Here is a 14,084-nt window from a genome sequence, read left to right on the forward strand (position 1 = left end):
TCCCAAGCGCATCCCATTCAGGAGACAGAATATGTCGACCGTAGCCGTAACTGACGACACATTTGACGCCGAAGTCAAAAACTCGGACGTCCCCGTAGTAGTAGATTTCTGGGCCGAATGGTGCGGACCCTGCAAGCAGATCGGTCCCGCACTGGAAGAGCTGGCAGCCGAGTATGGCGGCAAGGTGAAAATCGCCAAGGTCGACGTTGACAGCAACCCGAACTCTGCCGCTGCCATGGGCGTTCGTGGTATTCCGGCGCTGTTCATCTTCAAAGACGGTCAGGTCATTTCAAACCGCGCAGGTGCTGCCCCCAAAGCCGCTCTGCAAAGCTGGATCGACGAGTCGATCTGATCGGTAACGATATCTGATCATTAAGGGCGTCCAATCGGGCGCCTTTTTTTGGTCCGATCAAAGCCCTCCAACTGGATTTTGCCTGAGCGTTGATCCAGGGCGAATATTGCGCGGACAGAGACGAAGGAATGACATGGCCAAAACAAGAGTATTGGTGGAATTCGGTATGGGTACTTCGCTAAGGCGCGAGGACTATACCGAAGCTGCACTTCGAGCAATCAAGGATGCGCTTTGGCACAACTCGGTCAACATGGCTGAACTGTTCGGATTCCCGAAGGAAGCGATGATCATTGATGCGGAAATTGGCGTTCAGCAGCCAGAGAAAGTCGACGTCGAAGCGCTGAAGGCCGTGTTTCCATATGGCAAGCCCAACATCAAAGTCACGCAAGGTGGGCTGGATGTCGACAAGCCTCATACCGAAGGGAACACAGTCATCGCAAACGCAGCAATTGTTGTATCGTTCGACATGGAGTCGGCCTAATGACCGAAAAACGTATCATTCTGGAAATGGGTACCGGCAACGACCTTTATGGTCAGGATTATACCAAAGCGGCGCGCCGGGCAGTGCAGGACGCGCTGCACCATTCCTCGATCACATTGTTTTCCAAACTGGACATTGATCATTCGGAAATGCGGGTTTGCGTAACAATCGGTGTGCAACAACCCGAGGACGTGGATTGTGATCTGGTTGCGTCCGATCTGCCGCGTGGCCGAGCCGAGGTTCGCGCCGTCAAAGGTGGTCTGGATGTTGAGGACACAGAGGCAGGAACGCGTCACGTCGTTGCCACAGCTGCGATCGAGGCATTTCTTCCCGATCTTGCAGGCCAATTCGTACAGAGCTGAAATGAAAAAAGCCGCCCAGTATCGGACGGCCTCTTCCTCTGCTGATCCTTATTGAAAGATCAGATTTTTGCGATTTCGGCGCGTGTCAGGCCGATATCTTCCAGCTGAGCGTCTGTCAGGTGGTTCAGAATATTGCGCGTCTTGCGGGATTCGTTCCACGCGACAACGTTGTTTAAGACATTGATGAACGCGTCCACTACATGCAGAATGGTAGCTGCTCCGAGCGGCGCGTGGATATTTGCGGTAGTTGCCATTTGCCCAGTCCTTTGATCTGAAACAGCCGACCCGTTGTCGGTTGTGAGCCCCATGTAGTACCGGCAGGACGGACTCACAATTGATAGTCTGGTAACCCCGGAATGCATTTTTTGCATATCTTTTGGGCAGTTTCAGAACGGGTTGCGCCGATCCCGTCCCCGGCCCATATATGTCGCCGGTGATAACGGAGGCTTTCATGGCAGACAGCGATTTCCCCGGATGGCACGGGACCACGATCATTGGCGTCAAAAAAGACGGGCAGATCGTCATCGCGGGTGACGGGCAGGTTAGCCTGGGTCAGACCGTGATTAAGGGAACCGCCCGAAAGGTGCGTCGCCTGTCGCCTGGCGGGTTCGAGATCGTGGCTGGTTTCGCCGGCTCAACGGCGGATGCCTTTACCTTGTTGGAACGGCTGGAAGCCAAGCTTGAGGCAACACCCGGTCAGCTGGCTCGCGCATCTGTCGAACTGGCAAAGGACTGGCGTACTGACAAATACCTGCAAAAGCTTGAGGCGATGCTGATCGTAACCGACGGCAAAGACCTGTTTGTGATCACCGGGGCAGGGGATGTGCTTGAGCCCGAACACAATGTAGCGGCCATCGGATCCGGCGGTAACTTTGCACTGGCCGCAGCCCGCGCGATGATGGACAGCGACAAATCGGCCGAGGACGTCGCACGTCAATCCATGGCGATCGCTGCCGACATCTGCGTTTATACCAATGGTAAGCTGACAGTCGAAACGATCTCGGCCTGAGGTTCAGGCCAGGAGCGTTGAGATCTCCTTACCTTTCCAGCGGCGATGCATGCCAACGAGGCCCAGTATCGCCGCTATGATAACGATGTAGTACGGCACACGGATATCGATACTCATCAATCCGCCCCCGATCAGCGACATAACTCCCCCGGCAAGGCAGAACACGGCGGTTGTGACGCCCATCACCCACCCCTGATCCGTTTCACTGACGCTGGATGAAAACAGCCCCAGCATAGTCGGGTAGGCGACTCCGAACAGGAAGTAGAAGAAGAAGACCGGGACGTAGCTGAAAACACCGCTCGGACTGAAGGCAAAAGCAGCGCCACAGACGATCATGACGATCAGAGAAGTGTGGATGATGCTGTGTTTGCTGAATCGCTCCTGTGCAGGTTTCACAAGGAACGTGCTCGAAAACGCCAGTGCGACGCCGATGACGACCATCGCAACACTGCCACCGATCACGCCATAGCCAAACGCACTGGTCAGGAAGTTATCCACGAAGACGTAAAACGTGACATTTGCGATCATGAAGAATGAATAGACCGGTAGGATCTTCAGAACCATCGGATGTCCGCGCACCGCGATCAGACTGTCGGTGATATCACGAGGCCTGAAAACAAAAGGCTCGCGCTCGGTTCTTGTGTCCTTAAAGAAGACTGACACGAGGAAAATCGCGATCAACACCAGAACAAAGGCACCATAAAACGGTGTCTTCAGTGTCGCCGCGCTACCCAGCAGTGCCGCATCGGAGAGAACCGCGCCGATGATAGGGCCCCCTACAAGGCCAAAGCTGACGCCGGTTACGATATACCCCATGTTGCGATCGCGATCAGCGGCATCCGTGCTGCCGTCAATCATCGCTGCCTGCGCGATGGGCTGGTTGCCTGCGGTAAAGCCGGTAATCGACCGTCCCAGAATTAGCAAAAGCAAGCTGTTTAGATACAGGGCGGCAATGGTGATCGCATACCCGGCAAGCGCACCACCAAGACAAACCAGCAAGGCATTCTTGCGCCCGATCGAGTCCGAGACCTTGGATACATATACGACCCCCAGAAACCAGGACAGAAAGAAGCATCCGATCACCAACCCGTAGTAGAAATGCCGGCGACCATCCGGGGTGTTGTCAGGCAGGAATCCGGATTTCGTCTCCATAATCAGTGAGTTGATGATGGGAAAGACCAGCCCTTGCCCAATCAGATCCACAAATACAACGAACAGCAATGTGATCTTGGCAATTTTACTCATGCAACATGTCCCTGGTTCCAATACCCGGGATCACTGTAGCAGATTGGCAGCGCGTCACCTAACCGCAGATCAGCGGCCGAATTGCTCCGGCCGCTGAATTGGTGTTTCGCAATTGATTACTTAAGTGCCGCAACGCCCAGCGGAACGCCTGCCACTTCGCACCAGATGTAGACCTCGTCATAGCCCGAGATATCCATGGTGGGCGGGACAGCATATTGCTGCTTGCCTGTCAGGTTCAGCAGCGCGCCCAGCTTGGAGTTGGGATCATAGGTGCCGTTCTTACCGAAGGCCACGCGCGGGTCAGGACCATTGTCCAGAGAAAAGTCGTCACCCAGCTCCACAATGTAACGATCGCCATCCTTGACCACCTTGACCGAACCCGTGGTCACGTGTTTCGAACGGCCCTCGAATGTGCCCTTTTTCTTAGCACCGCCAGCAACTGCAACACCGGCGCTAGCCAGAGTCAGAGCTGCACCAGTGGCAGCCGCGTTCAGAAAGAGCGAACGACGAGTCATCATGATGTGTGTCTCCATTAGTAAGTGCAGGCGGGTTTGCCCGTCGTCGCAAACTATGCGCAGGTATTCACTGTCTGGCGATTCACATCACCTAGAATTTGCGTGTGCTTACCGTGTATTGCTGTGATCTTTCTGTGATCGGCTTGTGTTTTCGCGCCTTATGATTAGGTTCCCGTGCGAAACAAACGGATAGAAAACACATGACCGACCTGACCCCGCGCGAGATTGTCTCGGAACTGGACCGCTTTATCATCGGACAGAAGGACGCAAAGCGTGCGGTGGCAGTGGCGCTGCGGAACCGGTGGCGGCGCAAGCAATTGCCTGATGACATTCGGGACGAGGTCTATCCCAAGAACATCCTGATGATCGGCCCCACCGGTGTCGGCAAGACCGAGATCAGCCGGCGTCTGGCAAAACTGGCGCGGGCACCCTTTATCAAGGTCGAGGCGACCAAGTTTACCGAAGTGGGCTATGTCGGCCGCGACGTCGAACAGATCGTTCGTGATCTGGCAGATGCCGCCATCCTGCAGACCCGTGAATACATGCGCGAGGATGTCAAAGCCAAGGCGTATCAGGCAGCCGAAGATCGTGTGATCGAAGCCATCGCAGGAACGGACGCGCGTGAATCCACTCGTGAGATGTTCCGCAAAAAGCTGAAGGCGGGCGAGCTGGACGACACCGTAATCGAGCTGGAACTGTCCGACACCTCGAACCCGATGCCGATGTTTGACATTCCCGGCCAGCCCGGCAGCCAGATGGGCATGATGAATCTGGGCGATATCTTCGGCAAGGCCTTTGGTGGTCGCACCGTCAAGAAGCGCCTGACCGTTGCCGAGAGCTACGACATATTGATCGGTGAAGAAGCCGACAAGCTTCTGGACGATGAAACCGTCACTCGTATTGCACTGGAATCCGTTGAACAGAACGGCATCGTATTCCTGGACGAAATCGACAAGGTCTGCGCCCGCACGGATGCACGTGGTGGCGACGTCAGCCGCGAAGGCGTTCAGCGCGACCTGCTGCCTCTGATCGAAGGGACAACTGTCTCGACCAAGCACGGTCCGGTCAAGACCGACCACATCCTGTTCATCGCGAGCGGTGCCTTTCACATCGCCAAGCCTTCGGATCTGTTACCCGAACTTCAGGGCCGTCTGCCGATCCGCGTAGAGCTGCGCGCGCTGACCGAAGAGGATTTCGTTCGTATTCTGACCGAAACCGACAACGCCCTGACCCTGCAATACACCGCCTTGATGGGTACTGAAGAGGTGACCGTCAGCTTCAGTGAGGATGGCATTGCCGCACTGGCACGTATCGCGGCAGACGTAAACCAAAGCGTCGAGAACATCGGGGCGCGTCGCTTGTACACGGTAATGGAACGCGTGTTCGAAGAGCTGTCCTTTACCGCGCCCGACCAGGCCGGAACGCAAATCACAGTCGACGCGCAATTTGTGAACGACAATCTGGGTGAGCTGACCAAATCAACCGACCTGAGCCGTTACGTTTTGTAACACTGCCAGCCGGTTTTTGCCGTTAATTCCGCCCTGCGCCGCTGGACGCAGGGCGAGAATGCGATAGCGTAGGCGCAATTCATCCTGAGGGTTGGCCTGTGCTGCGCTATTTTTTAGTTCTGATTGTATCTCTGTCGCTAAGCGCCTGCGTCGACCGAACGGTAACCGAGATCGTGCCTTCGGCAGTAAACGTCGGGACACCTGAAAAGATATTCGCAAGTACGACCCGAGCGCGTGAAGCAGATGGAACCTACGGTTTCCGGCGGGGGGATTCGCTGAAGTTTCTGGAAACAACAGTATCGATCCCGCCAACGCACACACCAGGAACGCTGAAATTTTCCTACGCGAACCCAAATCCGAAAAAAGAATTCGTTCTGACAGATGTGACCGAGTTAGGCGGGCCAAAGGGATTACGCGAACATCTACGTGGCGAGGACGACGTCACTATCTTTGTGCACGGCTATAATTCGACCCAAACCGAGACGATTTTCCGCGCGGCTCAGCTGACACATGACATTGGTCTTCCGGGCTCCACACTGGTCTACTCCTGGCCTAGCCGCGCGACCGGGTATGGGTATGCCTATGATCTGGACAGCATGTTGTTCGCCCGCGACGGGTTAGAGCAGACGATCCGTGAACTGAAAGCCATGGGTGTCAAGCGCGTCATTCTGGTCGCACATTCCATGGGCGGCGCTCTGGCAATGGAAATGATGCGGCAAGCTGAACTGCAAGAACCGGGCTGGGCCAACAGAAACATCGAAGGGGTCGTCTTAATCTCACCAGATCTGGATGTTGACCTGTTCCGTTCGCAGATGAGACGCATCAAGAACCCGCCCGATCCTTTCCTGGTTATGGTGTCACAAAAGGACAAGATCCTGAACATTTCAGGCCGCCTCCGCGGAACAGACGAGAGCGAGAGATTGGGTAATATAAGCTCGGTTAAGACGCTTGAAGAATTCCCGATCAACGTAATCGATACAACCGCGTTTAACAAAGACGCAGAGTCCTCACATTTCGTTGCGGCCACCTCTCCGGCACTCTTGTCGATCCTCAATTCGCTAAGACGCGTAAACAATACCTTCGGCCGCGAAGATCGACCGGGCATCGACATTCTGGTTCCGCCCAGCCAACGCAATCCAGACGGTGCGACCGAAATTGTTCTGACAGAAACCGGGCAGGCGCAGGTCAGCTCTCCGTGACGCAGTTCAGACTGCGTCAGTATCTGTACGATAACGCTACCTGGTTGAGTGCCGGTGTTCTGCTGACTTTTCTGTCCAGCTTCGGTCAGACCTTCTTCATTTCCATTTTTGCCGGGGAAATCCGAGCGGAGTTCGGCCTGAGCCATGGTGCTTGGGGAGGTCTCTATTCTCTGGGTACAACCGTGTCCGCCATCGTGATGATCTGGGCCGGCGGTTTGACTGATGTTTTTCGGGTTCGGGTTCTTGGCCCGGTGGTATTGGCTGGTCTTTCGCTGGCGGCGATATCGATGGCATTGAATTCGTGGCTCATGTTGCTGCCCGTAGTAATCTTTCTGCTACGCCTGTTCGGCCAGGGTATGAGCATCCACATCGCCACGGTCGCCATGGCCCGCTGGTTTACGGTCACACGAGGCAAGGCGTTGTCGATTGCGACAATTGGTATTGCGCTGGGTGAAGCTTTGCTACCGTTGGGTTTCGTTGCCGCCATGGCATTTGTAGATTGGCACTGGCTCTGGATCGTGTCGGCCGGGATCACCGCATTGGGCATTCCGGTTCTGATCCGGTTGTTGCGGCAAGAGAGGACCCCGCAAAGCCTGTCGGATGCCTATTCTTCAACCGGGATGCAGGGCCATCACTGGACCCGTAAGGAAACTCTGTTTCATCCACTGTTCTGGCTGATGACACCTGCGATACTAGGACCATCCGCGTTTATCACTGCCTTTTTCTTTCATCAGGTTCATCTGGCTGAGGTGAAGGGCTGGCAGCATATTGAACTGGTGGCATTGTTCCCGGTTTTTACCGGGGTTTCACTTCTTGCGATGTTCACCTCGGGCTGGGCATTGGACAAGTGGGGAACGGCGCGGATGATGCCGTTCTACCAACTACCTATGGCAGTCGGTTTTGCCGTTATCGGAGTGACCAACTCGATCAGCGGGGCGCTTATAGGAATGTCCTTTCTTGCCCTGACGGTCGGTGCGAACAACACTTTGCCCAGCGCGTTCTGGGCCGAGTTCTATGGCACCCGTCACATCGGTTCCATCAAGGCAATGGCAACCGCAGTGATGGTTCTGGGCTCAGCCATTGGCCCGGGCCTGACCGGAGTTCTGATTGATCTGGGTATTCCGCTCAGCACACAATTTCTGTGGATCGCTGTCTTTTTCGTTCTGGTTTGTCTGACGGCATGGGCCGGGATCAGCCGGGCTGCCCGCAGTCTTTAACGAACCCGTCGAAGATACACGTAATAAGCGCCATCACCGCCATGACTGATATGGGCGGGCGTTACCTGCATTACGGCTTGTGCCAAAGGTGGTATCGACAACCAATGCGGCACCTGATTGCGCAATACCCCGCGTGGTGTCGGAATTGGCCCCGGTTCATCACGATCTTTGCCTTTGCCGGTGATGACCAGAACCAGTCGCTTGCCCGAAGCCTGCGCCGACAGAACAAAGCGAACCAAAGCCGGGTGGGCCGTATCAACGCGCATGCCGTGCAGGTCAATGCGGCCCTCTGGCTTCAGCTTTCCACGCTTCATGCGTCCGAAAGCCTTGTTGTCCATCTGGACCGGCGCACCACGCAATTGTTCTGTTACCGAAGGTTTCAGTGTGTTCCGTGATGGTTTGGCCGGTACTTTCTGTCCCAATTCAAACGCATCAATCCGTGCTTTCGGGGTCTTCGTTGGTTTTGGTTTCGGCAGGGTGGCCGGGTGCACTGATTGCGGAATTTCCGGATGCAGCCTCTCAGCCTGCTTCGCTACTTTGCGCCAAAGCTCGATTTCTTCTGCCGTCAGTTTGCGCCGTGTCATCAGAACTCATCCGGCAATAGGGCGTAGGCGCGCTGAATTGGCAGCAACACAACCATCCGACCCGGATCCTTAAGTCTGCCCGCTGCCTGCCCGGCATCGTCGCCTGTACCAAAGAATATATCGGCGCGTTGCGCCCCTTTGATGGCAGAGCCCGTATCCTGTGCGATCATCAATCGCCTGATCGGATCCTTGCCGTCCTTTTCGACCCATACGGGCGAACCCAGCGGGGTATAAGCCGGATCAGCTGCAATGCTGCGCATCGTTGTAACCGAGCGGTTCATGGCCCCCAAAGGGCCGCGCTCGGGTGCAACACGCGAAACTTCACGAAAGAACACGTAAGAGGGATTGTGAAACAGCAGTTCGGTGCCTGCCTCGGGGTTCTTGCGCACCCAGGATCGTATCCTCTGTGCGCTGACCTCATGCGCGCCCAGCGCCCCGCGGCGCACCAGTTCTACACCGATCGAGCGATAGGGGTGACCATTCGCGCCACCATAACCAACCCTCAGCGCTGATCCATCCGGCAAGCGGACACGACCGGACCCCTGGATCTGCAGAAAGAACAGCTCAACCGGGTCATCGACCCAAGCGATTTCCAGACCGCGATTTTTCATCACATCGGTGGTCAGCAACTCACGACGGCTGAGCCATTGTCCGGCTTCTCGCGCTTCGGGCGGCATCTTGTAAATCGGATATCGGTATTTATCTGACTGGGTTCGCGAACCATCCAGCTCGGGTTCAAAATAACCCGTGAACAACGCGTCCTTGCCATCTTCGACCAGTACAGGTCGGAAAAACAGCTCAAAGAACGCGCGCGCCGCATCCTGTTCATAGGTCTTGGCTACAGCGCACAGTGCCTGCCAATCTGGGTCCCGCAGATCACCACACGTATTCAGAAAAACTGAAAGGGCAGCGCCATGATCGTCCGCAGCCCAGCCATCCAGATCATCAAATGACAGAATCGCTCGCGTTGCCTCGGCTCCGGCAGCGCTTGCGGTGGTCATGACGCCCACCAAAAATAGCGACCGGAGCGCGGCAATCATGCGTCCGTGGCAACAAGCAGCCAGTTCGGATCGTCCTTGCCCATGACACGGGCAAAGGTCCAGCTGTCCTTTTGGCGTTTGACGGTGTTGGGGTTGCCTTCGATGATATCGCCACCGCGATCACGTACGACCGAAGTCAGCTCACCTACGAAGTACATGGTGATCTCGGCTTCGTTGGTATCCTTGTCAAACCGAGCATCGGTCAGCGTCGTTTCACGAACACCGATAAACTCAGCTTCGATAGTCAGACCCTTGTCTTCGCGGTCAGCAACAACCGAAACGAAGGTGTCAAATACCTCTTCAGAAAGGAACGGCTGGATTTCATCCAGATTTCCCTTTTCGAACCCCATCACGATCATCTCGTAGGCACCGCGCGCGCCCTGAACAAACTCATTGACCGAAAATCCGGGTTCAACCCGCTTCATCGCAGCCAGGGTTTGCGCCTGTTCGCTGTCTTCGGGCACATGGTCAGTGATGTCATGATCCGGACCACCTTCGATCACTTCGAAATCAGGGCGCGATTTGCTTGCATCGGGCTGTTGTTGCAGCGGTGGTTTCTCAAAACCCTCACGCGTGCCCAATACGCTTTTCAGGCGCAGGATCAGGAAAACGGCAATTCCGGCCAAGACCAGCAACTGGATCATAGGGTTGTCGCTCATTTCATTCTCTTTTCAGCGCCGGGACTTTGTGTACACGGCCTCATGCCACTATGTAGGTGACACTGGGTGGCAAGTCCACAGCCCGACATATGGTAAAGGATAACGCAAATGTATCTGTTCTTGGCATTTTTGTTGGTGCCTATCATCGAGATTGCCCTGTTCATTCAGGTTGGCGGTCTGATCGGATTGTGGCCAACGCTTGCCATCGTGGTTCTGACTGCGGTTCTGGGAACGGTTTTGGTAAGGACACAAGGTCGCATGGCATTGGGTCAACTGCAGAAATCTTTTGCCGAACTGGATGATCCAACCGAGCCGCTGGCCCATGGCGCGATGATCCTCTTGTCAGGCGCATTGCTGCTGACACCGGGCTTTTTCACGGATGCCATTGGGTTTGCACTGCTAATCCCTGCCGTTCGGCTGGCTGTGTTCCGATATCTGCGGTCCAAAGTAACTGTTGCCTCTTTTCAGATGGGGTCCGGAACACAGTTCCGCACAGACAACAATCCTTTTGCTCAGGATGACGTGATTGATGGTGAATTCACCGAAGTTCGGCCCCGGCGTGACCCCGCAAAGCCATCAAAATGGGTCGAAGGGCCGCAGTAGCATTGAGGTGCCACGCCCAAGTTGATAAGCAGTGGCGAATTTTATTTTTGGAGTAGATCCATGGCCGAAGAAAACGCCACAGAAAACACCGCGGCCCAAGCCGCCCCTCAGGTTCAAATGCGTGTTCTGGGGCAGTTTGTCCGCGACATGTCGTTTGAAAACGTAATGGCACAAAAGGGTGTCTCAGGTGACGTTCAGCCTGAAATTTCGGTTCAGGTAAACCTGGATGCCAAGAAACGTGCGGCAGATCACCAGTTTGAAGTCTCGATCAAACTGAACCTGAACTCCAAAGCCAAGGGCATGGAAGATGTCCTGTTCGTGTTCGAAATCGACTATTGCGGTCTGTTCCACATCGAAGGCGTGCCAGAAGATCAGATGCACCCGTTCCTGATGATCGAATGCCCGCGGATGCTGTTCCCGTTCCTGCGCCGGATCGTCAGCGACGTAACGCGCGATGGTGGTTACCCGCCAGTGAACCTGGACAACATCGACTTTGTGGGCCTCTACCGCAATGAACTGATGCGCCGTCAGGCCGAGCAGGCACAAAAGACCGAAGCTTGATCAATTGAGCCGCGCCTGAAAACCTCAGGCGCGGGTCCACAGGGCGTTCTCGCCCAATTTCTCGACAAAAGCATCATGCGCCGCGCGCTCTCCCGCTGTGATCTTCGACGGCAGGGCTGTCGGACGCGGTGTCGGGCGCCAGTCGTCGCCACCACCGGCAGCAGAAGCCGCGCTGGTGGACAGGCCAAAATCCGGCTGCCGTCCACCAATAAGCTCCAGATACACCTCAGCCAGAATTTCCGAGTCGAGCAAGGCCCCGTGCAGAACACGGTTGGTGTTGTCGATGTTAAATCGGCGGCACAACGCATCCAGTGACGCAGGCGAGCCCGGAAACCGCTTGCGCGCAATCGCCAGTGTATCCAGCGCCTGATCCATCGGAATAGGCGGAAGACCCATCCATTTGAGTTCCGCGTTCAGGAACTTCATATCGAACGAGGCGTTGTGGATGACCAGCTTCGAATCTTTGATGAAGTCGCGGAATCCCTGACCGACCTTTGCAAAGACCGGTTTGTCCTTCAGCGTGACCTCACCCTTTTCTGGAGGGCGGGGGCTTTCCAGCAGGTCGGGTCCGATCCCATGCACACCAAATGCCTCTTCGGGCATCGAACGTTCCGGGTTGATATAGACGTGATAGGTCTCACCCGTGGCGACGTGGTTCCACAGCTCTACCGCACCGATCTCGACAATCCGGTCGCCGCCATCTGGGTCAAATCCCGTGGTTTCGGTATCGAGTACAATCTCACGCATCTGACATCCCCGCCCGTATCTGCCTGACTATATCCTGCACCTGTGCACGGGCGTGGTCCAGCGTATCTGTCACGATCACGAAATCCGATCGCGCGCATTTTTCGTCATTCGGCATCTGTTTGGAACGAATTTGTTCGAACTGAGCCTCCGACATGGTTCCGCGTTCCATAACCCGACGTTTCTGTTCGTCGGCGGAAACAGATACACAGGCTACGGCATCCATGGTGGCGTCACCGCCTGTTTCAAACAACAAAGGGATGTCGAATACTACAATATCAGCCGCAGTAGATTGCCGGAACGCTGCGCGATCTGCGGCAACCAACGGGTGAACAATACTCTCGATCATTTTCAGCGCTTCAGGATCGTTTGAAATGATCTTTTTCAGGGCATTGCGATTGACCGCTTCGTCTTCGATTGCGTCTGGATATGCCTTCGACATTGGGGCAACGGCCGCACCACCTGCTGCATAAAGGCGATGAACAGCGGCGTCTGCATCCCACAGAGCACATCCTTCATCCACAAACATCTGCGCCGTGGTGCTTTTGCCCATCCCGATCGAGCCCGTCAGGCCAAGAGCAAAACTCATGCCAAGGCCGCCGCACGGGTTGCCGCATCAACTTCGGGCCGTGTTCCGAACCAGCGCTCAAATCCGGGAACCGCCTGATAGAGCAACATGCCCAACCCATCGACCGTCGTGCACCCGGCCTCTTCCGCTGTTTGCAGCAGCCGGGTTTTCAGCGGCGCGTAGACCAAATCGGTGACAACCGTTCCCGGTTGCAGCCCGTCCATGGGCACCCGTAGCTCGGGTTGGCCTTGCATTCCCAATGAGGTCGTATTGACCACCAATTCGGCGTTTTCGATCACATTTCCGGCCTGTACCCAGTCTACCACGGTGATCCGCTGGCCAAATTCCTCTTTCAAATGATCTGCACGGGTGCGCGTCCGGTTCGTCAGCAGGATCTCCGGCACTCCGGCATCAGCCAAAGCGCACAGGACTGCGCGCGCAGCACCTCCGGCACCCAGAACCACGGCTGGCCCATCCTTTGGATTCCAGTCAGGCGCTCCGCTTCGCAGGTTTTCCATGAAACCGTAGCCATCGGTATTATCTGCATGGATTGATCCATCATCACGGAAAACCAGCGTGTTGGCGGCACCAATCACCGAAGCCCGGTCAGAAACATGATCCGCCAGTCGCAGGGCAGCTTCTTTGTGTGGGACCGTAACGTTTGCACCAACAAACCCAGCCTTCGGCAAGGTACGCAGAACTGTTTCAAGATCTGCTGACGCAACATCCATCGGTATATAGTGACCCTGCAGCCCATAGGTTCTGAGCCAGTGACCGTGCAACTTGGGTGATCTGGAATGCGCTATGGGATGTCCGATAACCCCGGCCAGTGGAATGCGGTTCTCTGTCATTGTTCGATCACCCCTCGCAACGCCAGGAAATTGAGCAGTTCCAATAAGGGCATACCCAAAACGTTAAAATAGTCGCCGTCAATGGTAGCAAACAGGCGCGCACCTTCTTCCTCAAGCTTGTATGCGCCCACGGCGTGGCGAATGCTGTCCCAGTTTCGCGCGACATATGACTTTAGATAGGCATCCGAACTGGCGCGCATACGCAAGCGAACCTGACCGACATGGCGCCAGATCGGTTCACCATCCATGTATATGACAGCAGCGGAAAGCAGCATATGTCGCTTACCCCGCATCGCCTTGAGCTGCACCAATGCATCCTCGGGTGAGCTGGGTTTGGAAAGCAACTGACCATCAAAATCCAGTACCTGATCGCAACCCAAAACCATTGCGCCCGGTGTTTTGTCACTGACTTTGCGCGCTTTCAGTTCTGCCAGCGCATCAGCGATATCCCGTGGTGAAGCCTCTTCGACCAATAGGGCACGCTTGGCAGTCTCTTCATCGACGCGCGCCACCTGGATGGAAAACGGGACGCCGGCATTTTCCAGCAGTTGCGCTCGGATTGCTGAACCAGAGGCCAGAACTAAGG

Annotated in this window: 19 protein-coding genes; 9 read left to right on the forward strand and 10 right to left on the reverse strand. The window is 55.6% G+C overall.

The features are described from left to right. Nucleotides 1–31: 31 nt before the first annotated feature. From trxA to E1297_RS15560, 3 genes are all read left to right on the forward strand, one after another. Nucleotides 32–352 carry a thioredoxin gene (gene trxA / locus E1297_RS15550; RefSeq protein ID WP_155139760.1) on the forward strand — a complete coding sequence of 107 codons (321 nt, stop codon included), beginning with the start codon at nt 32–34 and terminating at the stop codon, nt 350–352. Between the two features lie 133 nt (nt 353–485). Beyond that, nucleotides 486–833 (forward strand): Lin0512 family protein, encoded by a 348-nt coding sequence (locus E1297_RS15555; RefSeq protein WP_155139763.1) that lies wholly within the window; start codon nt 486–488, stop codon nt 831–833. Beyond that, complete coding sequence (locus tag E1297_RS15560; protein WP_155139765.1) at nt 833–1,195, forward strand: Lin0512 family protein; 363 nt, start codon at nt 833–835, stop codon at nt 1,193–1,195. Before E1297_RS15555 ends, E1297_RS15560 begins: the two co-directional genes overlap by 1 nt. 59 nt (nt 1,196–1,254) lie before the next feature. Here the strand turns inward: E1297_RS15560 and E1297_RS15565 are convergent, their stop codons facing one another. Further along, complete coding sequence (locus tag E1297_RS15565; RefSeq protein WP_155139767.1) at nt 1,255–1,449, reverse strand: DUF1127 domain-containing protein; 195 nt, start codon at nt 1,447–1,449, stop codon at nt 1,255–1,257. A 197-nt stretch (nt 1,450–1,646) separates the two neighbouring features. Between E1297_RS15565 and hslV the strand changes: the two genes are divergently transcribed. Beyond that, nucleotides 1,647–2,204 (forward strand): ATP-dependent protease subunit HslV, encoded by a 558-nt coding sequence (hslV, locus tag E1297_RS15570; RefSeq protein ID WP_155139769.1) that lies wholly within the window; start codon nt 1,647–1,649, stop codon nt 2,202–2,204. Between the two features lie 3 nt (nt 2,205–2,207). Here the strand turns inward: hslV and E1297_RS15575 are convergent, their stop codons facing one another. Beyond that, nucleotides 2,208–3,449, reverse strand: a complete 1,242-nt coding sequence (locus E1297_RS15575; RefSeq protein WP_155139771.1) for an MFS transporter — start codon at nt 3,447–3,449, stop codon at nt 2,208–2,210. 116 nt (nt 3,450–3,565) lie between these two features. Then, nucleotides 3,566–3,967, reverse strand: coding sequence for a DM13 domain-containing protein (locus tag E1297_RS15580; protein ID WP_155139773.1), 402 nt, complete (start codon nt 3,965–3,967; stop codon nt 3,566–3,568). A gap of 197 nt (nt 3,968–4,164) precedes the next feature. On the opposite strand from E1297_RS15580, the gene hslU reads away from it, so the two are divergent. From hslU to E1297_RS15595, 3 genes are all read left to right on the forward strand, one after another. Beyond that, nucleotides 4,165–5,472: an ATP-dependent protease ATPase subunit HslU gene (hslU, locus tag E1297_RS15585; RefSeq protein WP_155139775.1), complete on the forward strand. Its 1,308-nt coding sequence runs from the start codon at nt 4,165–4,167 to the stop codon at nt 5,470–5,472. A gap of 98 nt (nt 5,473–5,570) precedes the next feature. After that, a complete protein-coding gene (locus E1297_RS15590) occupies nt 5,571–6,671 on the forward strand; it encodes an alpha/beta fold hydrolase (protein WP_209015807.1) in 1,101 nt (366 codons plus the stop codon). After that, entirely contained in the window at nt 6,668–7,888 is a 1,221-nt protein-coding gene (locus tag E1297_RS15595; RefSeq protein WP_209015808.1) for an MFS transporter, read from the forward strand. The genes E1297_RS15590 and E1297_RS15595 overlap by 4 nt, the downstream gene beginning before the upstream one ends. On the opposite strand, the gene E1297_RS15600 is transcribed toward E1297_RS15595, so the two are convergent. The 3 genes from E1297_RS15600 to E1297_RS15610 are packed head-to-tail and all read right to left on the reverse strand — an operon-like array spanning nt 7,885 to nt 10,171. Further along, nucleotides 7,885–8,472 carry a Smr/MutS family protein gene (locus tag E1297_RS15600; RefSeq protein WP_155139779.1) on the reverse strand — a complete coding sequence of 196 codons (588 nt, stop codon included), beginning with the start codon at nt 8,470–8,472 and terminating at the stop codon, nt 7,885–7,887. The two genes, E1297_RS15595 and E1297_RS15600, sit on opposite strands and share 4 nt — an antisense overlap. After that, entirely contained in the window at nt 8,472–9,473 is a 1,002-nt protein-coding gene (locus E1297_RS15605) for a murein transglycosylase A (protein WP_209015809.1), read from the reverse strand. The genes E1297_RS15600 and E1297_RS15605 overlap by 1 nt, the downstream gene beginning before the upstream one ends. A gap of 35 nt (nt 9,474–9,508) precedes the next feature. Beyond that, nucleotides 9,509–10,171, reverse strand: a complete 663-nt coding sequence (locus E1297_RS15610; RefSeq protein ID WP_155139783.1) for a Tim44/TimA family putative adaptor protein — start codon at nt 10,169–10,171, stop codon at nt 9,509–9,511. Nucleotides 10,172–10,279: 108 nt separating this feature from the next. Here E1297_RS15610 and E1297_RS15615 point away from each other — a divergent pair, with 108 nt between their 5' ends. Both E1297_RS15615 and secB read left to right on the forward strand, forming a co-directional pair. Further along, complete coding sequence (locus E1297_RS15615; RefSeq protein WP_155139785.1) at nt 10,280–10,774, forward strand: FxsA family protein; 495 nt, start codon at nt 10,280–10,282, stop codon at nt 10,772–10,774. Between the two features lie 60 nt (nt 10,775–10,834). Then, on the forward strand, nt 10,835–11,335 hold the full coding sequence (gene secB, locus E1297_RS15620) for a protein-export chaperone SecB (RefSeq protein WP_155139787.1): 501 nt from the start codon (nt 10,835–10,837) through the stop codon (nt 11,333–11,335). A 24-nt stretch (nt 11,336–11,359) separates the two neighbouring features. On the opposite strand, the gene dnaQ is transcribed toward secB, so the two are convergent. From dnaQ to E1297_RS15640, 4 genes are all read right to left on the reverse strand, one after another. After that, nucleotides 11,360–12,082 carry a DNA polymerase III subunit epsilon gene (gene dnaQ, locus E1297_RS15625; RefSeq protein WP_155139789.1) on the reverse strand — a complete coding sequence of 241 codons (723 nt, stop codon included), beginning with the start codon at nt 12,080–12,082 and terminating at the stop codon, nt 11,360–11,362. Continuing rightward, nucleotides 12,075–12,668: a dephospho-CoA kinase gene (coaE, locus tag E1297_RS15630; RefSeq protein WP_155139791.1), complete on the reverse strand. Its 594-nt coding sequence runs from the start codon at nt 12,666–12,668 to the stop codon at nt 12,075–12,077. Before coaE ends, dnaQ begins: the two co-directional genes overlap by 8 nt. After that, entirely contained in the window at nt 12,665–13,498 is an 834-nt protein-coding gene (locus tag E1297_RS15635) for a shikimate dehydrogenase (RefSeq protein ID WP_155139793.1), read from the reverse strand. The genes coaE and E1297_RS15635 overlap by 4 nt, the downstream gene beginning before the upstream one ends. After that, on the reverse strand, nt 13,495–14,084 hold a 590-nt coding region (locus E1297_RS15640), incomplete at its 5' end, for a nucleoside triphosphate pyrophosphatase (RefSeq protein WP_209015810.1). The genes E1297_RS15635 and E1297_RS15640, both read right to left, overlap by 4 nt.

It is taken from the genome of Roseibium sp. RKSG952, from assembly GCF_009711355.1.